At 56.2% G+C, this 24,528-nt stretch carries 19 protein-coding genes and 2 pseudogenes; 11 read left to right on the top strand and 10 right to left on the bottom strand.

Annotated features, from left to right (window positions below):
- Nucleotides 1-366 precede the first annotated feature (366 nt).
- The 5 genes from CKW19_RS09855 to CKW19_RS09875 all read left to right on the top strand — a co-directional run bounded on the left by CKW19_RS09855 (nucleotide 367) and on the right by CKW19_RS09875 (nucleotide 6,394).
- Nucleotides 367-1,617, top strand: a complete 1,251-nt coding sequence (locus tag CKW19_RS09855) for an OprD family outer membrane porin (RefSeq protein ID WP_095057734.1) — start codon at nucleotides 367-369, stop codon at nucleotides 1,615-1,617.
- Between the two features lie 160 nt (nucleotides 1,618-1,777).
- Nucleotides 1,778-3,133: an MFS transporter gene (locus CKW19_RS09860; RefSeq protein ID WP_095057735.1), complete on the top strand. Its 1,356-nt coding sequence runs from the start codon at nucleotides 1,778-1,780 to the stop codon at nucleotides 3,131-3,133.
- A gap of 85 nt (nucleotides 3,134-3,218) precedes the next feature.
- The gene (locus tag CKW19_RS09865; protein ID WP_095057736.1) at nucleotides 3,219-4,193 is read left to right on the top strand and encodes an AraC family transcriptional regulator; all 975 of its coding nucleotides are present in this window, start codon (nucleotides 3,219-3,221) and stop codon (nucleotides 4,191-4,193) included.
- Between the two features lie 96 nt (nucleotides 4,194-4,289).
- The gene (locus CKW19_RS09870) at nucleotides 4,290-5,396 is read left to right on the top strand and encodes an NAD/NADP-dependent octopine/nopaline dehydrogenase family protein (protein ID WP_095057737.1); all 1,107 of its coding nucleotides are present in this window, start codon (nucleotides 4,290-4,292) and stop codon (nucleotides 5,394-5,396) included.
- Nucleotides 5,396-6,394, top strand: a complete 999-nt coding sequence (locus CKW19_RS09875; RefSeq protein ID WP_095057738.1) for a 3-hydroxybutyryl-CoA dehydrogenase — start codon at nucleotides 5,396-5,398, stop codon at nucleotides 6,392-6,394. Before CKW19_RS09870 ends, CKW19_RS09875 begins: the two co-directional genes overlap by 1 nt.
- Nucleotides 6,395-6,443: 49 nt before the next feature.
- On the opposite strand, the gene CKW19_RS09880 is transcribed toward CKW19_RS09875, so the two are convergent.
- From CKW19_RS09880 to CKW19_RS09915, 8 genes are all read right to left on the bottom strand, one after another.
- Entirely contained in the window at nucleotides 6,444-6,944 is a 501-nt protein-coding gene (locus CKW19_RS09880) for an outer membrane beta-barrel protein (protein ID WP_095057739.1), read from the bottom strand.
- A gap of 105 nt (nucleotides 6,945-7,049) precedes the next feature.
- Nucleotides 7,050-8,621, bottom strand: coding sequence for an EAL domain-containing protein (locus CKW19_RS09885; protein ID WP_095057740.1), 1,572 nt, complete (start codon nucleotides 8,619-8,621; stop codon nucleotides 7,050-7,052).
- Between the two features lie 259 nt (nucleotides 8,622-8,880).
- Entirely contained in the window at nucleotides 8,881-9,771 is an 891-nt protein-coding gene (locus CKW19_RS09890; protein WP_095057741.1) for a helix-turn-helix domain-containing protein, read from the bottom strand.
- Nucleotides 9,772-9,925: 154 nt separating this feature from the next.
- Entirely contained in the window at nucleotides 9,926-10,297 is a 372-nt protein-coding gene (locus tag CKW19_RS09895) for a hypothetical protein (RefSeq protein ID WP_095057742.1), read from the bottom strand.
- 331 nt (nucleotides 10,298-10,628) lie between these two features.
- Entirely contained in the window at nucleotides 10,629-11,111 is a 483-nt protein-coding gene (locus CKW19_RS09900; RefSeq protein WP_095057743.1) for a hypothetical protein, read from the bottom strand.
- Nucleotides 11,108-11,929: a winged helix-turn-helix domain-containing protein gene (locus CKW19_RS09905; RefSeq protein ID WP_095057744.1), complete on the bottom strand. Its 822-nt coding sequence runs from the start codon at nucleotides 11,927-11,929 to the stop codon at nucleotides 11,108-11,110. The genes CKW19_RS09900 and CKW19_RS09905 overlap by 4 nt, the downstream gene beginning before the upstream one ends.
- Before the next feature lie 615 nt (nucleotides 11,930-12,544).
- The gene (locus CKW19_RS09910; RefSeq protein WP_095057745.1) at nucleotides 12,545-13,006 is read right to left on the bottom strand and encodes a hypothetical protein; all 462 of its coding nucleotides are present in this window, start codon (nucleotides 13,004-13,006) and stop codon (nucleotides 12,545-12,547) included.
- Between the two features lie 152 nt (nucleotides 13,007-13,158).
- A complete protein-coding gene (locus CKW19_RS09915) occupies nucleotides 13,159-13,839 on the bottom strand; it encodes a DUF3313 domain-containing protein (protein WP_095057746.1) in 681 nt (226 codons plus the stop codon).
- A gap of 209 nt (nucleotides 13,840-14,048) precedes the next feature.
- Here CKW19_RS09915 and CKW19_RS09920 point away from each other — a divergent pair, with 209 nt between their 5' ends.
- The 6 genes and pseudogenes from CKW19_RS09920 (at nucleotide 14,049) to CKW19_RS09940 (ending at nucleotide 23,673) form a co-directional block, all read left to right on the top strand.
- A complete protein-coding gene (locus CKW19_RS09920) occupies nucleotides 14,049-14,219 on the top strand; it encodes a DUF2986 domain-containing protein (RefSeq protein WP_095057747.1) in 171 nt (56 codons plus the stop codon).
- A gap of 265 nt (nucleotides 14,220-14,484) precedes the next feature.
- The gene (locus tag CKW19_RS09925) at nucleotides 14,485-16,326 is read left to right on the top strand and encodes a potassium transporter Kup (RefSeq protein WP_371856280.1); all 1,842 of its coding nucleotides are present in this window, start codon (nucleotides 14,485-14,487) and stop codon (nucleotides 16,324-16,326) included.
- Between the two features lie 444 nt (nucleotides 16,327-16,770).
- Nucleotides 16,771-17,052, top strand: a pseudogene (locus CKW19_RS29465) (PAS domain-containing protein); the annotation flags it as partial.
- Between the two features lie 300 nt (nucleotides 17,053-17,352).
- A pseudogene (locus CKW19_RS29470) lies at nucleotides 17,353-18,336 on the top strand (methyl-accepting chemotaxis protein); the annotation flags it as partial.
- Between the two features lie 210 nt (nucleotides 18,337-18,546).
- Nucleotides 18,547-22,305 carry an ATP-binding protein gene (locus CKW19_RS09935; RefSeq protein WP_160012831.1) on the top strand — a complete coding sequence of 1,253 codons (3,759 nt, stop codon included), beginning with the start codon at nucleotides 18,547-18,549 and terminating at the stop codon, nucleotides 22,303-22,305.
- Between the two features lie 246 nt (nucleotides 22,306-22,551).
- Complete coding sequence (locus tag CKW19_RS09940) at nucleotides 22,552-23,673, top strand: two-component system response regulator (protein WP_256580317.1); 1,122 nt, start codon at nucleotides 22,552-22,554, stop codon at nucleotides 23,671-23,673.
- A gap of 115 nt (nucleotides 23,674-23,788) precedes the next feature.
- On the opposite strand, the gene CKW19_RS09945 is transcribed toward CKW19_RS09940, so the two are convergent.
- Together CKW19_RS09945 and CKW19_RS28390 are read right to left on the bottom strand one after the other, a co-directional pair.
- The gene (locus tag CKW19_RS09945; protein ID WP_095057750.1) at nucleotides 23,789-24,238 is read right to left on the bottom strand and encodes a response regulator; all 450 of its coding nucleotides are present in this window, start codon (nucleotides 24,236-24,238) and stop codon (nucleotides 23,789-23,791) included.
- Between the two features lie 49 nt (nucleotides 24,239-24,287).
- The gene (locus CKW19_RS28390; protein WP_143500306.1) at nucleotides 24,288-24,482 is read right to left on the bottom strand and encodes a hypothetical protein; all 195 of its coding nucleotides are present in this window, start codon (nucleotides 24,480-24,482) and stop codon (nucleotides 24,288-24,290) included.
- Nucleotides 24,483-24,528: the final 46 nt, after the last annotated feature.

Here is a 24,528-nt window from a genome sequence, read left to right on the forward strand (position 1 = left end):
CCAGCAAGGCTTATGCAATTCAGGTTAGCCAACGCCCTTTGTACGGGAAACCTTTAGCGGGATGGGAGATTTCCCCCCCAACGGATGCTGTTCATCTTGATACCGGCGCGACGTCTTCTGACTTACCTTGGGTAGACAAGAGGCGTGTCGCCGTAGCGGACTGTTCCAATGAGCCCGCCAAGCGTTTTACCCCAATAACAACAATAGGCCTGACCATGTTCGAACACATCGCTTTTTATATCCCTCATGTCATCCGTCTTTCGGTAGAAGAGGACTCGATGTTCGGCTGCAGGCGTGTTTTGTCATCAGTTTAATTCTGCTCCTATAAAAACAGTGCCCAAGCACATACAGATGTGGAGATGTTAGATGTATCAGGTAAAGCAATCTTGCCGTGGGTTCGGTATTGCCAGCATGTTGGGGGTCATCTGTTCTCCCTTGGCAGCGCATGCCGATGTTATTGATGACAGTCGCTTCAAAGTGGATACGCGTAACTTCTATTTGCATCGCAACTACACCAATAACAATGCGCCGGTGCCTGAAGTGCATAGTTGGTCTCAGGGTTTTGATGCGCAGTTCACTTCCGGTTACACCGACACGGCCCTGGCCTTCGGCCTCGATGTGGATGCGCAGTCCGCCGTGCGCCTGGATTCGTCGGGCAACGACGGTTCGCTACCGTACAGCGTCCACGACCAGCAAGCAGCCGATGAGTACAGCCGGGCCGGCGCTACCTTCAAGACGCGCTACAGCAAGACCGAGCTGAAGGTCGGCGACCTTCGCCCACAATTGCCGGTGGCGTCCGATGACCCCAGTCGGCAGTTGGATACCATCTATCAAGGGGCCGTGGTTGAGTCCAAGGAAGTCGATGGGTTGACGATGACCGGCGGCCGTTTCTGGTCTGCCGTGACCCGCGAATCTTCCAACCACGAGAAGTTCTACAAGTTTGGTTCCACCGATGATCGCGACAGCGATGGCCTGGACTTTGGCGGTGCCACTTACGACATCTCCAAAAACCTGCAAGCCAGTTACTTTTATGGCGTGCTGCACGATATTTATCAGCAGCACTATTTCGGCCTGATGCACATGGCTGACTTGGGCAATGGCTACAAACTGAAAACCGACTTGCGCTACTTCAATAACAATGAAGATGGCGACGCTTTAAACGGTGAGATCGACAACCGTTCCTACGGTGCCTTGTTCACCTTGCTCAAAAGCGCCCACATGTTTGGCCTCAGTTACCAGCGCATGCTCGGTGACAGCGTGTTCCCGACCATGAACGGCTATATCCCGCAACCTTACCTGGTGCACTGGTCATCCCTGGGCTTTGTCCGCCCGGAAGAAAAGTCCTGGGGCGCGCGCTACAGCTATGACTTTGCCGGGATGGGCATGCCGGGGCTGAAGTTCTACACCCGCTACATCAAGGGCACCAACTGGGACCGTGGCGGCAACCTCAGCGACAACGAGGAAAGCGAACGTTTCCTGGGGCTCAGCTACGTGGTGCAGAGCGGTGCGCTGCAAGGCCTTGGGCTGGATCTGCGCAACATCGACGTGAAACAGAAGTACGGCTACGACTACAACGAATTCCGTGTCGCCACGACCTACACCTGGAAGTTCTGGTAAGCCCGGTCCGTCCGGGGTTTGACCCCATAACAATAAGAGGCCTGATCATGTTCGAACCCATCGTCCTTTACATCTGCCGTGCAAATTCCCAGTCGGTGTCCCGTGCACCGTCACCCGGCGCGCTACGCGCATGAGCGGATTCCAAAAGGAGCAAATACTGATGAATATTCAGGTCGATAGCGCGGTCCTGCAGAAGAAGAAAACCTACATTTACGAGTGGTACGTGGTCGGCCTGTGCATGATCGCGTACATCTTTTCATTTGTGGATCGGCAGATCCTGGCGCTGATGATCGAACCGATCAAAGCCGACCTGCAGATCAGCGACACCCAGTTCAGCTTGCTGCACGGGCTGGCCTTTTCGCTGTTCTACGCCGTCATGGGCATGCCCATCGCCTATCTGGCCGACCGCTTCTCCCGGCCGAAGATCATCGCCGCCGGCGTGGTGTTCTGGAGTCTGGCGACGGCCGCCTGCGGTCTGAGCAAGAACTTCCTGCACATGTTCCTCGCCCGCATTGGCGTCGGTGTTGGTGAAGCGGCTCTGTCGCCTTCGGCCTACTCGATGTTCAGCGACATGTTCCCCAAGGAGAAACTCGGTCGCGCCGTAGGCATTTACTCGATCGGTTCATTCGTCGGCGGTGGTCTGGCGTTCCTGGTCGGTGGCTATGTGATCTCGATGCTCAAGGACATGAGCACCATCGAGGTCGCCTTCCTCGGTGCGATGAAGGCCTGGCAACTGGCATTCTTCATTGTCGGCCTGCCCGGTATTTTGGTCGGCCTGTTGATCTGGCTCACCGTACGTGATCCGGCGCGCAAGGGTCTGCAGGTTGATGCGCAGGGGCGGGCGAAGAAGGTCGCGCTGAGCGATGGTTTCCGTTTTCTCGGTCGCCACCGTGCCACCTTCACCTGCCATTACCTGGGCTTTTCGTTCTACGCCATGGTCCTGTTCTGCATGATGAGCTGGAGCCCGGCGCTGTATATCCGCAAGTTCGGCCTGTCGCCGATGGAAGCTGGGTACATGCTCGGCACCGTGCTGTTGCTGGCCAACACCACCGGTGTGCTGTTCGGTGGATGGCTCACCGATTATCTGGCCAAGAAAGGCCACCAGGACGCAGCCATGCGTACCGGCGTGATCGGTGCCCTCGGCATGGTGGTGCCGGCTGTATTGTTCCCCCAAGTCGATCAACTGTGGTTGTCGGTGACGCTGTTGGTGCCGGCGATGTTCTTCGCTTCGTTCCCGATGCCGGCGTCCACGGCGGCGATGCAGATCCTCGCGCCGAACCAGGTGCGTGCGCAGGTTTCCGCCATGTTCCTGCTGATCAGTAACCTGCTGGGCCTGGGGCTGGGGACCACGCTGGTGGCGCTGTTGACCGACCGTTACTTCGGATCGCCCGCGGCAGTCGGCTCGTCGATGTCGCTGGTGATCGCCGGTGCATCGGCATTGACTGCTCTGCTGCTCTGGCGTGGTTGCGGTCGTTTCCGCGAAAGTTATGCCCGGGAGTATCCGACCGGGGCTTGATTGGTCATAGTCCGTGATCGGTACCTCGGCCTCGCTCCTGTGAAAGGGAGCGGGGCCGACACGCTCCAGATCAGGAGAATCCTTGATGTTGAATGACGTACACCTGTTGGAACGGCACAGCCTGCTCAGCTCGGCCGATTACCGCGAGATCAAGGACAAGGTCAGCCAATACCTGTGCCCGCACAGCTTCAATGTGCTGCGGGACGAGCCCATGTACACGCAACTCAATGGCGTGTTTTTCGGCGACTCGGCGCTGCTCGACTTGCGCTATGGCGCGCCAGTGGAGATCACCATCGGCGACATCGCCGATCAGTACCTGTTTCGCATCACCTTGCAGGGGCATTGCGAGGTGGCCCACGGGCGGCGCAGCGCGGCGATGCAGTCGGGCTACCTGAGCGTTTCCTCGCCGTTTGCGCAAAGCCGCATCGTCACCGATGGCGAGTGCCGCAACCTGATCCTGCGCGTCGACCGGGATGCCCTGGAGACGCAACTGCAGCGCCTGCTCGGCCGCAGCCTGCGGCAGTCGGTGATCTTTGATATCAGCGTCGACCATCTCGGCGCCGGCGTCGTCAGCCTCTATCACACCCTCGACTACATCTGCCGGCTCTACGGCAGCGGCGTCGACGGTTCGCGTCTGGCCAGCGGCCTGTCCGAATACCTGATGCAGTTGCTGCTCACTCAGTTGCCGCACAACTATTCGGCGGATCTGTTGATCGATTCGCGTGCGCCGCTGCCGCACCACGTCAAAAAGGCCCGCGACTACATCGAGGAACACCTCGACGAACCGATCAGCCTGGCGACCTTGAGCGAACTGTGCGGCGTCTCGGTTCGCACCTTGCAGAACGGTTTCAACCAATTCCTTCAGCAGGCACCGGTCGAGTACATCCGCGACCGTCGGCTGGCGGTGATCCACGAATCGCTCAAGCAGGGCAGGGCCGGCGAAACCGTCACCGATATCCTGTTGCGTCACGGCATCAACAGCTTCGGGCATTTTTCCAGCGCGTATCGGCAACGCTATGGTTGCCTGCCGTCGGACACCCTGCGTCGGCAGAAGCATTGAGACTTCTGCGCAATCCGTCATTCGGCTGCGCAATCGGATAAGTGCACGACGGTGCGGCTCGATAGGATCGAGTCTCTAACAAAAAGGAGTATCTGCATGAATATTACCGTGCTGGGTGGTGGTCACGGCTGTTACGCCGCTGCTGTCGAAATGGCTGAAAAAGGGCACCAGACCCGCCTGTGGCGTCGAGACTCCGCCGCGCTCAAGGCGCTGCTGGCCATCGGCAGCCTGACCATCAAGGACTACAAGGGCACTCGCAAATTGTCCGTCGGCCAGCCCGGCGACAAACTGTCGTTCACCGACGACCTGGCCGAAGCCCTGGCCGATGCGCAGCTGGTGATCATCCCGTTGCCGTCGACTTCCCATGAAGACCTGGCCAAACACGTCGCGCCGCACCTGCACGACGGTCAGGTGGTGTTCCTGCCGCCAGGCACTTTCGGCAGCTACGTGTTCGCCAAGGCCATGGTCGATGCGGGCAACCACAGCAAGGTGGCCTTTGCCGAGACCGGTACGCTGCCGTACCTGGTGCGCAAGCACGGTGCCAGCGATCTGGTGATCAGCGGCTACGCCACTCGCCTGCCGACCGGCGTATTCCCGAGCAACCTGTCCGAGCATGCTTTCGCGGTGCTGCGTGAAGCCTACCCAAGCGTCGAGCCAATCGAAGATACCCTGAGCGGTGCGCTGATGAACGCGGGTCCCATCATTCACCCGCCGCTGATCATGATGAACGCCGGTCCCCTGGAGCATTTCGAGGCCTGGGACATTCACAACGAAGGCACCCAGCCGTCGATCCGCCGCGTGACCAATCAGCTGGATGCCGAGCGCATGGCCGTGCGTGAAGCACTGACCTACGGCGCACCGCACTTCCCGCTGGCCGACCACTACAACACCACCGAAGGCGACGAGTGGATGTACGGTCGCGGCGCTCACGGCAAGTTGACCGACAGTGGCGACTGGCGTGAAGACATCGACCTGCAGAAGCATCGCTACATGCTCGAAGACACCCGCCTGGGGTTGTCCTTCCTGGTGTCCGTCGGTCGTTGGGCCTGCGTACCGACGCCGGTTGCGCAGGGCTTGTTGAGCATCGCCTCGGTCGTCGCCTGTCGTGATCTCTACGCCGAAGGCCGCACCCTGGAAAACCTCGGTCTTGCGACGCTGAGCCGGGCACAGATGACCGAGTTGCTGACCAAGGGCTACAACTGATGAACGCCGTGCTGCCGCATGTCAGCGTGGTCGGTGCTGGCCGGATGGGCGAGGGTATTGCGTTGGCGTTCATCCATGCCGGTCTGCCGGTCAATCTGATCGACATCAAGGATCGCGCCGAGGATGAGCGGCGCGGCTACTTCGAGCGCGTGCGGAACAACATCCGCAGCGAACTGCAGATGCTGGTACGCCTGGGTGTGCTCGAGGGGGATCAGGCGGACATCGCGCTAGCCCGGCTGACGGTGCAATCAAAATCCCAGGCCGCGGCGACACTGCCTCAGTGCGACCTGGTGTTCGAAGCAGTGCCGGAAATCATCGGGGTCAAGCAGGAGACCTTCGCCTGGGTCAGCGAGCATGTTCGGGCGTCGACCATCATCGCCTCGACCACGTCGACGTTTCTCGTTACCGAACTGAGCGAAATGGTCAGTGAACCGCAGCGCTTTGTGAATGCGCACTGGCTCAACCCTGCGTACCTGATGCCGCTGGTGGAAGTCAGCCGCAGCGACGCGACCTGCCCGCACGTGGTCGAGCGACTGCTGCAATTGCTCAAGCGAATCGGCAAGGTAGCGGTGGTGTGCAATCCAGTGGCTGGCTACATCGTGCCGCGCATCCAGGCGTTGGTGATGAACGAGGCTGCACGGATGGTGGAGGAGGGTGTGGCCAGCGCAGAAGACATCGACACCGCGGTGCGTGTCGGCTTCGGGCTGCGTTTCTCGGTGCTGGGGCTGCTGGAGTTTATCGACTGGGGCGGCGGCGACATTTTGTACTACGCCTCGCGCTACCTCAGTGGTGCGCTGTCACCACGTTTCGAATCGCCGCAGGTCATCGCCGACAATATGCAAAACGGCCGCAATGGCTTGCGCGATGGACAGGGATTCTACGACTACCGTGACATGGACGTGGACGCCTACAAGCAACAGCGTCTGGGGGATTTTGTGCGCAAGCTGGAGTTGTCAGGGCTGACACCAGCGTTCGAAGGGGCGTTGAAGCAGGTTTGAGCGTGATTGGAGCAGAGCGACCCTCAGGGCCGCTCTGCTCAAACAAACATCAGAACAACACGTAGGCCGAAGCAGTTGTCTGGTTCAGGTCGATGTCGCCGACTTCCAGCACTTCGTATTCAGCGCGAATACCGATGTTGCGAAACACATCAAACTCAACGCCGGCACCGTAGGTCAGGTCAACGCCAGTGTCATCATCGGAGGCATTGCCATCGGCGTCCCAGGCATGGGCGCCAACGATACCGAACAGTCGCACACGATCACCCAGCGGAAAGCCGAGGTGGGCGGCGGCCTGTACAGATTTACCGTCGAAATCGAGGTCCTTGTCCTCGAACTGGCCCAGATCAACGTAGGCACCTTCGAAGGCCAGGTAGCCGTTCAAACGATAACCTGCAAACACCTTGTAGCTGTTGTCTTCATCGCTCAAATGGGATTTGTCGGTTTCAATGCTGGTGACACCGGCGCCAAGATACAAACCTTTATCGTCAGCGAGTGCCTGAAAAGACAGCAACGAAAGCAGGGTAGCGAAGCCGAGGTTTCGAAATAGCATGGGAGGTGTAGTCCTTCTACAGGTTGTCGATTGTGAGGTGTTTGCCGGGAATTTGAGCGAACACAACGCCTGATAGAAGTCATTGATTGGTATTTTTGAGCCGCCTCAATCCGCGTGAGGATTGAGGATCATCGGGCATTGAAAATAGCGTCTGGCCAATGCCTGGGCAGGGAGCGCCTTGGAAAACAGCCAGCCTTGGGCCAACACCACACCTTCTGACGCCAGGTGCGGGAGTTGAAGTTGAGTCTCTACGCCTTCGGCGACGACCTTGAGCTTCAGCGCCCTGGCAATATTGGCAATATGGCGCCACAGGGCATCCGGGGCCGCGATCTTGTCGTGCTCGATGAATGAGCGATCGATTTTCAGGATGTCGACGGGGACGGATTCAATGAGCGAGAGACTGGAGTAGCCGGTACCGAAGTCATCGAGCGCAATAAGGTGCCCGTACGCTCGAAGTTTGTGCAATTGGACCGCTGCGGTTTTCTGGTCCAGCAGCGCTCTTTCGGTGACTTCAAAAACGATGATGGACGCCGGCATGTTGTACGTCGCCATGATGCTGGCCACGAACTCCGGAAAGGTTGGGTCGAGAATGTCTTGGGCGGAAAGATTGATGGTGATGTAGAAATCCTTGCACGCCCAAAGATAGGTGCTGTAGTCCTCGGCGACCTGGCGTATGACCGAGCGCGTCAGCTCGCAGATCAACTCGGAACGCTCTGCCGCCTCGATGAACACGTCTGCCGCAATGGCGACGCCGTTGGTGTTCCAGCGAGAAAGCGATTCGGCACCGACCAGATTGCCCGTCCTCAAATTGACGATAGGCTGGTAATGAACATCCAGCTTGTTCGCCCTGATGGCCTTGCGCAGTTGAACGACGGTCGAGGTGCAATACCGCTGGATTCGCCAGGTGATGTACAGCAGGGCTGCCGCCATGAAAGCCAGGGCAATGAATAGCTTCCACTTGAGACCTGTGAGATCACTCACCGGCAGTGAAATGACCGAGATCAGTGCGTTGTGACTGCCCGGAAAAGCGACATAGACGTAGTCTGCCGTGGTGACGAGCTCTTCAAGGGGCAAGGGTTGTTGCATGTTCAGGTGGGGGCGGCTCGTTGAGGTCATGGGCCACACGCCGTCTGGGCCTTGGAGCTCCAGTTGCACATCCTGCGGGATGTTCAGGTTATCCAGGAGTATTTCCTTGTTGACCCACACGTAAGCTGATTGCTGCGAAATGATGATGAAGTCCGTATCCGCGGAGGCTTGCGGGGCGGAACTCATTTCATAGACTCGCCCGTTGACGGGGCGCCAATTCTTTTCGTGTCCCACGGCTACCGAAGCGATCTCCTGGCCGTAGGAAGAGCAGATCTTGCCGTTATCGAGCTGGACCGCCGCCTGATAAATGAAACGAAAGTTTTTTACCGAATTCGCTATTTGGGAATACTGCTCGCTGGAGCAATCCTGGCTGGAACGATCAATGCCGCTGAGGGCTTCCAACGCTTTACTGATCTGGCTGTTGGGTTCGACTTGAGCGGAACTGAAATCTTCATGGATGTTTTTCAAGCGCTTTTCTATCAGGTTCTCTGCAAGCCCCCCGGCAAAAAACCATGCGGCCGTACCCACGGCAGCGGTTGCGCATAAAGCTAACGAGTGTCTTTTCAGCAAGGCTTTATACGCGGCGATCATGAAAACTCCAAAAAGAGATCTGGCCCGAAGTGAGGGTGCGCGTTAGAAGCCGTCGATTAACCAGGCTAACGCGACACCACACAAATAGGCGGCGAGGCAGAAGATGACTTTCTGTTTGAGCGGAAGTGAGTTGAGCCGATATCGCATGCCTATCTCCTTGAATTAGAAATAAGCAATGCTGGCAATTCAGGTTGGCGGATGAAAATTATTGATTGTTATTTTTAGACTCGGAATAGCGTTCACTCGCCCCTTTGTTTGCTCAGCGGTTGGACGTTGACAGCCTGGCGGCATTACGTCGGGCCGTTTCTGAGGGGATCTCCCCATAAGCATCCTGATACGCCTTGGAGAATCGGCTGAGATGGTGAAAATTCCAATACATCGCCGTTTCGGTAACGGTTGGCCATGTGTTGCAGATCAAATCCCGGCGGACATTGGCGAGTCTCAGGTTTCGCACGTAAGCGATCGGTGAAATCCCGAACGTTTCGACAAAGCCGTGATGCAAGGTGCGCGTGGTGGTTTCAAGCTGTCTGACCAGCGCTTTCATGCAAAGCGCCTTTTTTGAATTCTGATGAATGTACTCGATGGCTTCGATCGCGACTTTTCTGCGTGTCGGAGTACGAAGCGCGGAACGACCGGCCGGTCTCAGTGCTGTTAGCAGGGACGTCAGCAACGCATCTTCAATGGCTGAGATCTCTGAACCGCTGCGCTGTTGTAAAGGGGTGTTATTGGCATCGATAAAGTGAGCATTGATGGCCTCAATGGCCGATTGCATCAATTTGAAGTTTGCAACCTGAAAACGATGCTCGTTTCGACCGGCAAGCACGTCGATGGTCGAGTGACCTTCAAGGCACTGGACATAATGTTCCATTGTCGTGGTCAGTGTGAAAAGTGTTTCGTTGGGCTCGCAAACGTAATGCACGGGCTCGCCGCTGTACAACACGATGATTTCGTTAGGTCGCAACTTGTGATCATTGACAGTGGGGCGACCCACGGAAGATTGAGAAATGGCTACGCTGACAAAACCATGAGGTACCGAGCTGACCAGTGTTACCGCAGAATCGAATTCCAGTCGACTGCATTGAAGTCGGGGACCATCAATGACCTTATGCTGTCGAATGCTGGCTTCATACTCTGACGGAGTAAGGCTCATTTCCCACCGTCCAATCGTGCGATGGGGAGTGTCCGTCGGCGTAGACGTTACATGAAAGACTTCATCAGGGATTGTGCGGCACATGGAATGAACGCTCTTCAGCTAAATGGATAGTTCTAAGTAGAGGCACCTGACTTGGCCTCGGTCCTGGCGGTCAGATCGATGAGGTTGTGAGTGTTTCAGACATCGACTTCACTGAATCCGGCGCAAGTGCTAACGCGGCTGAAAAAACATACGTATCGTTCAAAGGTAAATCCAACAGGCTTTGTAGTTTTTCCGGTGCAATGTTCGAACCAAAGATAGCCGTCTGTTGACTGGCCGAGCCAATGGCCGATGCGTCAAAGGCAAAATACTCGTCCACACGGTAGTCTGAACAAATCTTGTAATCGGCCTGTTCTTCGCTCAGCGAATTTTTGTTGCTTTCAATGCGTGTCATGTCGGCGTTGTAAAGTTCTTTGTCAGTGGCCATGGCCTTCAGAGAAAGCATTACACCAAACGATGCGGTGGCGAGGTTTTTCATCAGCATTGACGTGCTTCCTTGTTAATGAATTTTCTGAAAAAGCATAATGTCAGCCGCATCATTGCCACGGCCTGGTCAGTGGATACTCTCGCTGCCATCTTGCTTATTAAAATCAAAAACTCATATTTTCGAGGTTGCCGACAGCACTGCCGGGTGTCATTCAGATTGATTGCAGGAGCATGGAGCCGTGGTGCGCGCTGAGTGACAGCGCATACGGCTCCAGGAAAAAAGGAGGGACTTTAGATGCGGGGAATGTCCGATTCAAGTTAATAATTCTTATTTTTTCTTGAATGCACAGGGACGGCAAGGCCTGGCAGGTCCTTTTGCCAGCAAACGCTTAGTGATTCATGCAGCGCAACCGACCCAACTCATGCACGTAAAAACAAACGGCGCTTTTGTTGGCGGTAGGGATCAATTCGTAGTTAAGAACGGCGCCTTCCTGGAGTACGTATTGGCGCCTGAAGAAGAGATCGGGTGTCTTCTCAATGGCGAACAATTCGTTGTCCTGACTCAGCTTGACGCTGCTGATCTTTATTTGAACGTGATGGTTACTTTCGCGAACAACATCCGCTGAAATAGTAGCGTTGCGAATTTTTCCGTTCAGGCTTTCCAGAGTGGTTTGGGTCAGTCGGCCGTGTCCGATGGTCAGATACTCTTCAGTGTTGAGCTGATTGGTATCTTCGAGCCATTGCCGGGTGATGGTTTGATAGCTGGTATTTTCCATGTAGTAAGAGGGCGAATAGAACAGGGAAAAAATACAGGCAGCGTTGATGAGCCCAAGAACTATCCAGTGAGTCCAGGAAGGTATCGTTGGCTTCATATTGTTGCTTCCAAACATTGGCGAATCATCAAGGCAAGGTCTTTTTGGTCGCTATTGAGTTGTAAGTTCGCTGTGCTCATGTCTGGGCGAACGCACGAAACAGAATAGGTAGATTTATAGCGATTCAGCCATACCTGGCCTTTCAGGTTTGGCGAAACCTGTTGAACCTGTTTCGCCGAATCATCCCTCAGTGATTCAGCTTCGGCGACGCTGTGCCCGACGGCATGGATGACTAAGTTGTTCTGTTCAATGCTGGAAATTTCTATCTTCGGTGTGTCGAAGCCAGAGTGGAAGCCCGCGAAGGCGCATACCCCCAACGTCAGGACATAACCGATTGATTGGGCTTTGTTGATAAAACCGGATGTTGTGGTTTTCTCTGGCGGTATCAGCGGTACAACAGTTTCAGCGGGTGCAGGCTCTTCAATGACGGGTGCATCAGGTTGCCCGACTACTTCTATTGGCGCCGGTAAATCTGTTTGATCTTCGATGACGTACTGACGGTTGAAGCAATAGCCTCTTCGAGGAACCGTCATCAGGATTTCGTGATCCCGATTATCGTTCAAAATGTTTCTAAGGGAGAAAACAGCCTGATTGAGACTGCCAGAGGCGACAACGCGATCATTCCAGGTGTAGTCGATGATCTCTTCACGGTTTTTGGTCTGACCAGGTTCCATCAACAGCAGGTCCAGCAGACGCGACTCAGCTCTACCCAACGTGGAGTTTTGAACATCTCCATGGGGAGTGGTGATGGAAAGCAGGGCGGTGTCCGGGTCGAAAAGGGCCTTGGCACCATTTTTCAACTTGAAGGCGTAACGCATGGGAGTCCTCCGTTCAGTTGGTTCTGGCTGAGTATACAGATGGTTTTGATAGGCTGGATTTGACGCAATCCGCTCTTGTGGAGAGAGGAACAGCTATCCACGTGCAAGCGCAGCCGGTGCGCAGAGCGTCACGATACAAGGCTGAAATAGCCCATCAAAAATTTCACTGGAATCAAGCAAGAGCAAATCCACGGGTTTCAATCGAAGCCAATAATGATGCTGGGTACGAGTAATTTGCGCTATCCGAAAAGTGCGAGGCGGGGTTTGAGCGGGGCAGCAATCTCAAGTCAGGCGGGCGTCTTTGCTCAACTGATTCGCATTTGCGCAGGGGTATTCAATCGTCGATTTAATGCTGAACAGTGATTGCAATGTTCATCAGTAATCAATAGTCGGGGCGCCTGGCCGGTCACTAATCATTATTGATCCGTATTAACTTTGCGTCCGGATCAATGCAGTTTTAAATGGATGTCGGGGATTGTGGACGCTGTCGTGGCATAAGCAATCCTCATCTCTCGTTTCAAATCCTTTGCCCCACGTCCTTCCATGGTGGACGTGGGGTTTTTTTATGCCTTGTTTATGGCCAATCGCAACGAAGAGTCCGTCTCCACCCTGGGATCAAGGCAAGACGTTGTAGCCGCGCTGTTGCAGGCAACTGGTGTACACGGAGTTGTTGGCGGTGATGTTTTGCTCGGTGGTGCCAGCGTTTTGTCGGCGTTCCTGGCGTTGCCTCGATCCCCCGACCACGACGCCTGCCGCCGCAGCGCTGCGCGCATTGTTCTGGCGGTAGTCTTGCTGAATGTCGTCGTCAATCTGGTCGTAGACATTGTCATGTTGCTGACCCCGGACCTCCGCCGCAGCAGCTCCGGCGACCGCAGCGGTGGTGGCGCCTTTTACCCGGCCACCGGATGGCACCGTGGTTTCTATGGGGAATTGAGCATTGGCTTGTGATTGGCAAGCGCCGGTGTCTTGCTGGATGGTCTGGGAGGTTTGGCCTTTTAGTGGCACCACCGTCACCGCCAACGCACTGGAGCTGGCGAGCAATACCAAGGCCGATAGGGTAAACGTCAATTTTTTCATCAAGTCGGACTCTCGTTAAACATCGTTAAGCCGTCTAACGGTTTGCTTAGGGAGACTGGCGACTGAAACCCCATGCCCGTCAAATGCGCAGTGCAACCCAAGGTCATGGATGGCAGGCAATTGAGCGTTTGCAATGGGGTATCGCGGGGTTGTTACTGCTTGTTAAGCAGAGCCTGCATGTCGCTGGTCATGCCTTTGAGTGCAACTTTGAAGTCATTGGCGACAACTGGCTGGCTTTCGTTTTCCAGGGTCTCGCCGAATACCTTGCGCACCATCTTGGCAACCGGCATACCGGTTTTTGCGTCGATCAAATCGGCTTCGATAAACATCTCGGCTGTCTGATCACGGTGGCCGGTGACCGCTTGTGTCGTCGCGACAATGGCAGCGATCGGCACAACCTCATACCAATGCATGCCTTCGTTGTTTGCGCTGACGTGGGTGATCGCTGCTTGCAAGATCAGGGTCCGCGAATCGGCCGGCACTTGCTGTGTGTCCGATACGACGGTGTAAGAGGGGGCGAACGCATTTCGGATGCTGTCGCTGGCCATGGCCTGAACGTCTTCCAGGGTCTGCAGGTTGACGCGCTGGGTCGGTTTCGGCGATGGGTACAGCTCTACTTGCTTGAACACGACTGTGGAGTAGGCTTTCGGATCAAACCCTGGCGCTACCCAGCGCATGACCTTCTGTTCACTCGACGTGGTCTGCTCTTCCAGCCCCTGATAATTGGGCAGGAAGCCCGAGTATTGCTCCGGCTGCGCGACCTGCGAGACACAGCCGACCTGAAATACGCAGCTCGCAGCAATACCCACAATCCATCTATTCGACATGCTCATTGGTTCTGTTCTCAGTGGTGGAAGTTTTCATACAGATTTTGATGCGGGGGCGGATGCTGCCCGCAGTGGCGGGATAATCCGAATCAAAAACCCTCAAACACGATTAAACTTCACCACCGGCGTGTTTTTGGCCGCGTGTCGGGGTAGGGGGCACAGGCCCGAAGTTTTAAGCTGATATCATTCGAACACTGACAAACCGAGCAAAAAATATGAACCGTCGTAAAAAAATAAAACAGTTGTTACAGGCGCACGCCAAAAAGGCGAGTGCCAAACTGGCACCGGTCAACAAGTCTAAATACATCAGCAAGGCTGACCGCTTGAAGCTGGCTGCTGAGGCCACTCCCGACACAGTCATCTCCCCGGAAAACGGATCCATCTAGCTCAAGCACCGATCCGCTGTTTCGAAGGGACAGTCTTCGTCTCGTCGATTTTTTACGCTTTCTTTACGACTGCTGTTTTCGCCCTCAAAGATACTGGCCGCGTTTTCTAGACCGTCCATGCGCCTCGTGGCTCCAGTGGCCCAGGCAAGTCGTTGTGCCCAACGACGGCATGTACGTCCTGCCCTCCATTCGAGAGACGCGAACCTTGAGCCAGACAGCAATCGGCGCACATGAAAACCTGCCATCCAAAACCTCGGGACTGGGCTTGCTCGTCGCGGCGGTCGGCGTGGTTTACGGGGACATCGGCACCAGCCCCCTCTACACGCTCAAAGAAGTGTTTTCCGGGCATTACGGCGTTCAGGCCAACCACGACGGCGTGCTGGGTATTCTGTCGTTGATTTTCTGGTCACTGATTTGGGTCGTCTCGATCAAGTACGTGCTGTTCATCCTGCGTGCCAACAACCAGGGCGAAGGCGGCATCATGGCGTTGACCGCGTTGGCCCGCCGCGCGGCCGCCCCTTATCCGCGCATGAGTAAAATACTCGTTCTGCTTGGCCTCTTCGGTGCGGCACTTTTTTACGGCGACAGCATGATCACCCCGGCTATTTCGGTGCTCTCCGCGGTTGAAGGGCTGCAGCTGGCGTTTGACGGAATCGAACACTGGGTGGTGCCTTTATCCGTGATCGTGCTGGTGGCGCTGTTCCTGATACAGAAACATGGCACGGCCCGCATCGGCATCCTGTTCGGCCCGGTGATGGTGCTGTGGTTTGTCGTGTTGGGTGCGCTGGGTGTCTATGGGATTGTCCAGCGACCGGAAGTGCTGCAAGCGCTGAACCCTTACTGGGGCGCGTATTTTTTTATCGCACATCCGGGAATCGGCGTGGCCATCCTGGGGGCCGTGGTACTCGCGCTGACCGGTGCTGAAGCACTGTATGCCGATATGGGGCACTTTGGTCGCAAGCCCATTGCCCGGGCGTGGTTCATCTTGGTGTTGCCAGGATTGGTACTCAATTATTTCGGCCAGGGTGCCTTGATCCTGGAAAACCCTGAGGCGGTGCGCAATCCATTTTATTTGCTCGCGCCGGGCTGGGCGCTGCTGCCGATGGTCGCGCTCTCCACACTGGCGACGGTCATCGCGTCTCAAGCGGTAATCTCCGGTGCTTTCTCCCTGACTAGCCAGGCTATCCAGCTGGGGTATGTCCCTCGCATGTTTATCCAGCACACCTCCAGTCAGGAGCAGGGACAGATTTACATCGGTACCGTTAACTGGGCGCTGATGGTCGGTGTTGTGTTGCTGGTACTGGGTTTCGAGTCGTCCAGTGCATTGGCCGCGGCTTATGGGGTTGCGGTGACGGGCACGATGTTGATCACCACGATCCTGTCTTCGGCGGTCGTCCTGCTGCTCTGGAAAACTCCGCGCTGGCTGGCCATCCCGATTTTGCTCGGTTTTCTGCTGGTGGACAGCCTGTACTTCGCGGCCAATGCACCAAAGATTTTTCAGGGTGGTGCATTCCCGGTGATTGCCGGCATTGCTTTGTTCATTTTGATGACCACCTGGAAGCGGGGTCGCAAGATCATTGTTGAGCGATTGGACGAAACCGCATTACCGCTACCGTTGTTCATCAGCAGCATCCGGGCGCAGCCGCCTCATCGCGTACAAGGTACGGCGGTCTTTCTGACGGCGAGGGCCGACGCCGTTCCGCATGCCCTGTTGCATAACCTGCTGCACAACCAGGTCTTGCATGAGCAAGTGGTGCTACTCACCGTCGTGTCTGAAGACAGCCCTCGTGTGAGTACTGATCGACGGTTCGAGGTTGAAGCGTACGGCGAAGGATTTTTCCGGGTGAACTTGCACTTTGGCTTTATCGAGGAGCCTGATGTCCCGTTGGCGTTGAGTCACTGTCATTTGGCTGAACTGGATTTCAGTCCGATGCGCACCACCTATTTCCTGAGCCGCGAAACAGTGATCCCGACCAAGCGCATCGGCATGGCCCGGTGGCGAGAAAGCCTGTTCGCCTTTTTGCTCAAGAACGCCAACAGCAACCTGAAGTACTTCAAGTTGCCGTTGAATCGGGTGATAGAGCTGGGCACGCAGGTTGAGATGTAAGGATCCGGTCAGGCGTCGCATGGGTGGCCGTTGATCCCGGCCGTCAAGCACAATGTTGGCTCCGATCATCCAGGCCCAGCCCCCGCGCTGGGCTTTTTTCTGCCTGGCGTCTGGTCCTGAATAAGGTCTGCAGCTTCTGGCTTCTTATCAGGAAGGCGCAATGGATACGGGCGCAAACGGGTGAGCCTCATGACTTTTCAGCGTTTTTCAGCGTTTTTCAACCGCTGGCGGGCAGGCCACTGCTCATTTCAGAGCGTTTCTTTGGATGGCATGTACTAATTGCAAAAAAACCATCCGTTCGTGACCGTTGCGCAGAAGCAGAAAATATCGAACCGGTACTTGAGGTGCACTCGCACACTTCGAGCCGTTTAAATTTAAAGTGGGCTGCGCACTATTATTCACAGGGATGGCCTCATCCAAACATGGACCTGCCAGAGATGCCTTATGCGCGTTAATTTACCTGTCACTGATTGCGAAAGAGTTTTTTCAGCTGAGCAAAAGTTAATCTCTACCACGGATTTGGATAGCCGAATCACCTATTGCAATGATGCATTTATTGCAATCAGCGGTTTCGAATCCGAAGAAATTATCGGACAGACGCATAACCTGGTGCGTCATCCCGATATGCCGCCTTCAGTGTTCGGTCACATGTGGGAAACCATCAGGCAAGGCAAACCCTGGATGGGGATCGTCAAGAACCGTTCGAAGAATGGTGATTTCTACTGGGTCAACGCCTATGTCACCGCCATCTATGAAAATGGTCGAATCAGTGGTTATGAGTCGGTGCGTTCACTGCCGACCAGTGCCCAGATCCAACGTGCAACCGCGCTCTACGCCCGACTGCGTGCCGGAAAAAGCCCCGTCGCATTAAGTGCACGCATTTGCCGTCCGGTTCAACGCGGCTGGCCATTCTTCCTGGCCGGTGCCGTTTCATTGCCGGGTGTTCTCTGGCTTGCACAACCTCAGGCGCTGGCGCTGATGACGGGGAGTCTGATGGCTGCCTGGTACGTGGTCGAGCGCCGTCAGCGCAGAACCATCGAGCGCACCCTGGCTGAACATCCGAAAGCCTTTACCAGTCAATTGGTAGCCCTCACTTACAGCGACAACCCCGGCGTTCAAGGGCAGTTGGATCTGGCCATGCTCAGTGAAGAAGCACGTCTGCAAACGGCGCTGACCCGACTGGTCGATACAGGGGTGAGTGTAAAGGCCGAGGCAGGGCTGGCCTCTGAACTTTCCGGTTCGCAGGCGAAGTCTCTGGATCGTCTGCGCAATGAAACCGATCAATCGGCCGCAGCTATCTCCCAGATGGCGGCGACGATTCAGGAAGTCACGCAAAACGTGCAGAACACCGCGAATGCGGCATCCGAGGCGGATCAGTTGGCGCGGGAGGGCGGTGATGTGGCGCAGCAAAGTCTGCGAGCCATGATGAACATGAGTGAAGCTGTGAGCGAAATTGGCCAGGCGGTCAATGCGCTGGCGAGCGAGACCCAGTCAATAGGCAGTGTGCTGGATGTGATTTCGTCGATCGCCGACCAAACCAATCTATTGGCGCTGAACGCGGCCATTGAAGCGGCTCGGGCAGGCGAGCATGGCCGGGGTTTTGCGGTTGTCGCCGACGAAGTGCGCACCTTGGCGCAACGTACGCGGACCTCGACCGAGCAGATCCATGGAATCATCGCTTCCCTGCAAACCGGCTCTGATCGGGCGGTAGTGACCGCGAGCAGGGGTGAACAGATTTCTCGTGACAGCATGCAGAGTGTCGAGGCGGTGCAGTCAGCGCTTGTCGGCATCAGCGGGGCTGTCAGCCGAATCACGGAAATGAGTCACCAGATGGCGTCGGCATCGGAAGAGCAAAGCCAGGTGGCTGAAGACATCAATCAACAGATCACGCGTATTGCCCAGTTGTGCGATCACAGCGCCGGGCAGGCCAAGCAAGGCGTGGAAATCAGCCAGGAACTGGAACGTATGGCGGAGTATTTGCACAGCCTGGCTGAACGCTTCAATCGGTAATACCCCATCCCCTCGAACACCCACAGGGACGTGGGGGTACGCATTTGAAGCACTGGCACGGGCGTTTTTCGCCCGATTCACGGTTTTTCAACGTTATTTCATCAAACCAAATAATGGATCAGCGGATTTCACAGCGCAGCCCAAGAGGTCGCGGTTTACTGCTCGATGAGCTTTCGACGTGGGTCGGGGCAATGTCGGCAGGAGAATCTCGTGAGCCTGGAACGTCTGAGCAAACTCATCTCTATAGGATTTGGGCTGGCATTAGCTGCCTGCCTGATGACCCTGGCAGTGGATGAGTACTTCGGGAAGCAGGCAGCGCAAGCCACTGATCGACGTCACCAAAGCATTACCACCATTGCCCAGATAGGCACCCTCAACCGTGAACTGACCCAGTTGGCTCGTCTGTATGTCACTACAGGCGACGAGTTGTTTCTCACCCGATACAACCAAAAATGGCAACAAGGCCGGAAGTTTAAAGAAGTTGCACAGGATTTCCGTGCGATGGGACTGAGCGATACAGAAGAGCAATTGCTCAAAGCGGTCGAAGTCATGGATGTAAAACAGACGGATATGGAGCGTCTGGCCATGCGGGAAAGTTTCCATCGTGGGGGGCCGTCACTGCTTTCCGGTACCTCTTACATTAACTCCGAGTGGGGTTTCGCGGATGCGCTGAATCAGCTGATCACGGAAACAAGCGAACGCTTCAATAACGACTTCAAGGTTGCCCGGAAGAAGGCCGAACTGGCCAGCCGAATCAATGTATTGATGCAGTTGATTACACTGGGCGCCGCACTGTTGGCATTTCTGATCATTTTGCGACGCCAACTGGTGGTCCCGCTGCTGGGGCTTTCCGAGCGCATACGCCGGCTGCAAGCCGGGGAGGCCGTTGGTGAACCGGAGCCGCGCACCGGCCTTGCCGAGGTCGTGGCACTGAATGAAGCGTTCGATGCCTATGTTGACGTCAATGAAGAGTTGCGCCGGCAGCACTGGGTGAAGGTGCGCCTTGGTGAACTGTCCCAGGCGTTACAAATGTGCGCGACCCCACAGGCCTTTGCGGCGACGCTGCAACAGCGGTTGCAGGATTGTTTGAATTGTCACGCGGTCTTGTCGTTTGATGCGGTGCCCGACGTGCAACGCAGTGGTCAAGTGCACTTCAGCTTGCCATTGCTGCAAGAGGGGCAGCAGTTGGCCAGCCTTGAACTTGATTTCACTCAGCGTCCGGATCCCGCCCAATTCAAGCTGCTCGACAGTCTGCCGGCGCGACTTGGCACGTTGCTGCACCTTGTGCAACAACGACTCCACAACCAAGAGCTGTTACAACAGGCCCGCCGACAGGCTCGGCAGCTGGAAGACCAGGCGCAGATCCTGCAGCAACGACAGGATTCACTGGAAGCCACCGAGAGCTGGTATCGCGGCATCGTGGAGTTCGCCCCTAAAGCGCTGCTCGTGTTTGACGAAAATGGTGTGATTCTGGCGAATCAGCAAAGTGAAGTGACGTTTGGTTATGCACCTGGCAGTTTGCTCGGCCAAAGCTATCAAGTCCTGCTCCCGGACAGTCAACGTGACCTGATCGTATCGATGGTTGAGCAGTTGCGCATAGACAAGGTGCTCGACCCGGTCGAAGTCATTGCGCGTCGCGCGGATGACAGTGAGTTCCCTGTGGAATTACGTCTCTGCCTGCTGCCCGCACGGCAGGATCGCGGTGAATGCCTGTGTGTTGCGATTCGCGATCTCACCCAGCGCAAAGCGGACGAGCGCCGTCTGCGTGAAGCGCACGAGCAACAACAAGCAATCGTCACGGCGGCGCCTTGTGGTATCGCGCTGGTGCAGGGTGGCGTGATTGTGCAGGCCAATTTGCGCCTGGACGAACTCTTCGGCTTTACGCCGGGCGAGCAATTGCAATGTTCCCCGGTGAGTTGGCTGGATCAGGTCGTGTGGGCAGAGACGAAGGTTGCATTGGAAGCACAGGTTCGGGCGACCCTCAACAGCGGCGAAATTTATCATCAGCATCTGCAACTGTGCCGCAAGGACTCCACCAGCTTTTGGGGGAGCCTGAGCGCACGTGCCATCGCGCCCGGTGACCTGTCCCGTGGTTCGATCTGGATCGTCGAAGACATTTCCGCCCACCAGGCCGCAGCCGCCGAAATGCAGCAAGCGCAGCTACTCGCCGAGGAGAGCGCACGAATCAAGTCGGAGTTCCTGGCCAATATGAGCCACGAGATCCGCACACCGATGAACGCCATCATCGGCATGACGCATCTGACCTTGCGCACGGAGCTGAACGAACGCCAACGTGATTATCTGAGCAAGGTACAGAGCTCCAGCCGACACTTGCTGGGCGTTCTTGACGATGTCCTGGACTTTTCCAAGATCGAGGCAGGCAAGCTTCAGCTGGATGTCTGTAACTTCAGTCTGACTGCGTTGCTGGAAGAAGTGGTTGACCAGGTTCGTCCCCGCATTGCCGATAAACGCCTGGATCTGCGCCTCAACACCGGGGCGGATGTCCCTGAGCGCTTGTGTGGCGATCCGCTGCGGCTGCGTCAGGTGCTGCTGAACTTCCTCAGCAACGCGGTGAAGTTCACTGAACGGGGGCAGATCCGCATAGAGGTCAACCTGCGTCAGGCCAGCCAGGATGATGTGCTGTTGTACTTCAGCGTGACGGACACTGGCATCGGCTTATCCGCCGAGCAACTGGAAGTCCTGTTCCAGTCCTTTCAACAGGCAGATGCCTCGATCACCAGGCGCTTTGGCGGAACGGGTCTGGGGCTGGCGATTGCCAAACAATTGGCCGAGCTGATGGGCGGGCAGGTGGGTGTTCAAAGTGAACTGGGCGAGGGCAGTACATTCTGGTTTGAGGTCCGTTTGCAATTGGCCCAGGACGACGTCATCGACAACCTGTCCCACACACCGCACCGCAGTGATTGGAAGGTGGCCGACGGCACTCGTATCTTGCTGGTGGAAGACAACGAGCTGAACCAGCAGGTTGCCGCCGAGTTGCTGCGGGCAGTGGGCTGCAGTGTCGATATTGCGTTCGATGGTCGCAAAGCGTTAGAGCGGCTGGCGGCAGAAGAATATGACCTGGTGTTCATGGACATGCAGATGCCGGTGCTCGATGGCCTGGCCGCCACCCGCCAATTGCGCCAGCGGCCCGGATTGAGCGCGTTGCCGGTCATTGCGATAACGGCCAATGCCCGGCGTAGTGACCATGACGCTTGTCTGGCCGCCGGTATGAACGATTTTGTCAGCAAGCCTTTCGAGCCGCAGGCGCTTTACGCGATGTTGCGACGCTGGCTGAGTGACGCGCCGATCAGCCACGGTGGCGCTCATACACGTAAGCCAACCCCGGCTGCACACGTTACCAATGCCAAGTTCAGTCTCGACGGCGTGGATACGGAAGCGGGAATGCGGCGGGTGTTGGGCAATCACCCTTTGTATCTGGATTTATTGCGCAATTACCTGGCCGACCAGAGCCTTCTGCTGGAACAGTTGAACGTGACGCTGGCGACGGGCGATCTGGAAAGAGCGGAGCTGTTGGCACATAGCTGCAAAGGTGTATCCGCAACCATCGGCGCCGACACCGTCGCGCAAGCAGCGCATGCATTGGAGCAAGCGCTGCGCATCAGGCAGCCGGCTGAGATGTTGCAAGTATGCCTGGAGAGGTTGACCCAACCCTTGGCGGCGCTCCTGGGCCAACTGCGCGAGCAATTGCCGGCAAAGGTCGAATCACCGTCAATGCAGGTTGACTTGCCCCGGTTGAACGAAGTGTGTCGCACGCTCGATGCGCTGCTGGGTGAGTCCGATGGGGACGCTGTCCATTACTTCTCCCGACATTCCGTGTTGTTGCGGGGCGCGTTTGCAAATGGCTTTGCGCCACTTGAGGAGGCGATAAAGCGTTTCAGTTTCGAGCAAGCACAGTGCCATCTGAACGAGGCGCTACAAGCCTATGCAACAGCGGCGATGAGCGAATAGCAGGTGGGTTATGCGCGGTGTTTGCCAGCATCAGGACTCTGCTCAAAAGTTTTCAGCGTTTTTCAGCGTTGAACAGAATGCACTCAGACCAATTCAGAGCAGAGTTGCGCAGGGCATGCGTTACTGCAAAAAAAAACCTGGCAAAGAAAACGGACGATTCTTGCCCCATTGTGCCTTCAGGCCAGTTGCGTCTGCCCCGGCAGATTTAACGACGCATTGGTGTGTGCCCGTTGCGAGGATGTCTTGTTGAACCAATTTCCCCGTAAACCCATCGTGCTGGTGGTTGACGACATGCCGGCCAACCTGCAGTTGATCAATGAACTGCTCCGTGAGCAGTATCAATTGCGGGTTGCTGTCAGCGGCGAGCAGGCGCTACAGATTGTCGACCGAGTCCTACCCGACCTGATCTTGCTTGATGTGCAGATGCCTGGCATGGATGGTTATGAGGTCTGTCGTCGTCTCAAAAGCAATCCGAAAACCATGGATGTCCCGGTTCTGTTTCTGAGTGCCAGAAACGAAGATGAAGATCAATGCCTGGGGCTCGAACTGGGCGCTAGCGATTACCTGAGCAAGCCGGTCAATCCGCCCATATTGCTGGCGCGGGTGCAGACACAGATGCGTCTGAAATTGGCGGCAGATCTGCTGCGTGTGCAAAACAACTTTCTCGATCAGGAAGTACTGGCGCGAACCCGCGAACTGCAAGCCACCCATGACGTGACCATCATGGCCCTCGCGTCACTGGCCGAGACACGCGATAACGAGACAGGCAACCATCTGCGACGCACGCAGCATTATGTGCGCGCGTTGGCCGAGGCACTGCGTCATCACCCACGATTCAGCGCGTTTCTGGATGATGAAAGCATTGAACTGATGTTTAAGTCAGCGCCGCTGCACGACATCGGAAAGGTCGGGATCGCGGATCATATCCTGCTCAAGCCTGGCCGTTTCGAGCCCGCCGAGTTCGAGATCATGAAGACCCATGCCCAGTTGGGTTATCAGGCACTGGTCCATGCGGAGGAGCTGTTGGGGCAGCCCGTTCCCTTCCTCAGCATCGCCAAGGAAATTGCCCTGTGTCATCACGAAAAATGGGACGGCAGCGGTTATCCGAACGGGCTGGCCGGTGATGCCATTCCGGTGAGCGCCCGACTGATGGCCGTGGCGGATGTCTACGATGCGGTCATCAGCCGGCGCGTATACAAGTCGCAGATGAGCCATCAGACGGCTGCAACCATCATTTATGACGGTGCCGGCCGGCATTTTGATCCGGATGTGGTGCTGGCCTTCAGGGCTCTGGAGGACGAGTTCGATCAAATTGCCCAGCGCTTTTCCGATAGCGAGCCCGCTGAGCCACTGACAATGGCCGGATAGCGATGAGGGGCATGACAGGGTCATTTTATACAGTTGAAGGCAATGCGCCGACGTCACTCATCCGAGTGACTGGCCTCGTAGACTGTTGGTGTTCGGTGCCGGTTTCCCGGTAAGTCTAGGCTTTGATGCCGAGCTCCCGGTAAACCAAAGGGAGGAGCTGGTCGGGCTCTATCGGTTTGAGCAGGAAATCAACAATGCCCAGATGCATTGCGTCGATTGCATCCCTGATTCCCGCATCGCCGGACATGACCAGGACAGGCAGATCGGCCCACACGGACTTTCGGATCTTGCGAATAAAATCCAGGCCATCGGTCGGTAACATCCGCAAGTCTGTAATGACCAACTCGATGGCGTCGTCAGCGACCAGTAATTTCATGGCGTCGTCAGCGCTTTCAGCTAAAAGGCTCTGGATGCCTTTCAGGTGAAGAATGCCGGAGATCATCTCGCGCAACGCGCGGTCGTCATCAACGATCAAGACCTTTTGAGGTCTTTTTTCTGGCTCATGCCGGTTAGCGGCGTTGAGTGCCTCGTGTTCAGCACCACTCAAAATATCGTCGTCGTTCATAGTCCCTCATTCCGTCAATACTGCTGCCGATTGGCCTTTTCCCTTTGATTCAAGGATCAATCAAAACTTGGTCGGTTGCGCCTGCATTTGCGGGTAGCGACGCGTACCAGAACGCCAAATGCGGGCTGCTCAGTATCAAGGTATAGACGAAATTACGGCCATTCGTGCCGAGCGAAAAAAATATTGAGTGGCTGCTCAACGCGCCTTCGGCCGAAGGCTGCGGCGAGGCGGCGGGTGTGGTCATCGGGCCAGCCATCCTGCCGATGAACACCGCAGCAGGCTCCCGTCTC

It is taken from the genome of Pseudomonas sp. Irchel s3f7 (assembly GCF_900187615.1).
Taxonomy (GTDB): domain Bacteria; phylum Pseudomonadota; class Gammaproteobacteria; order Pseudomonadales; family Pseudomonadaceae; genus Aquipseudomonas.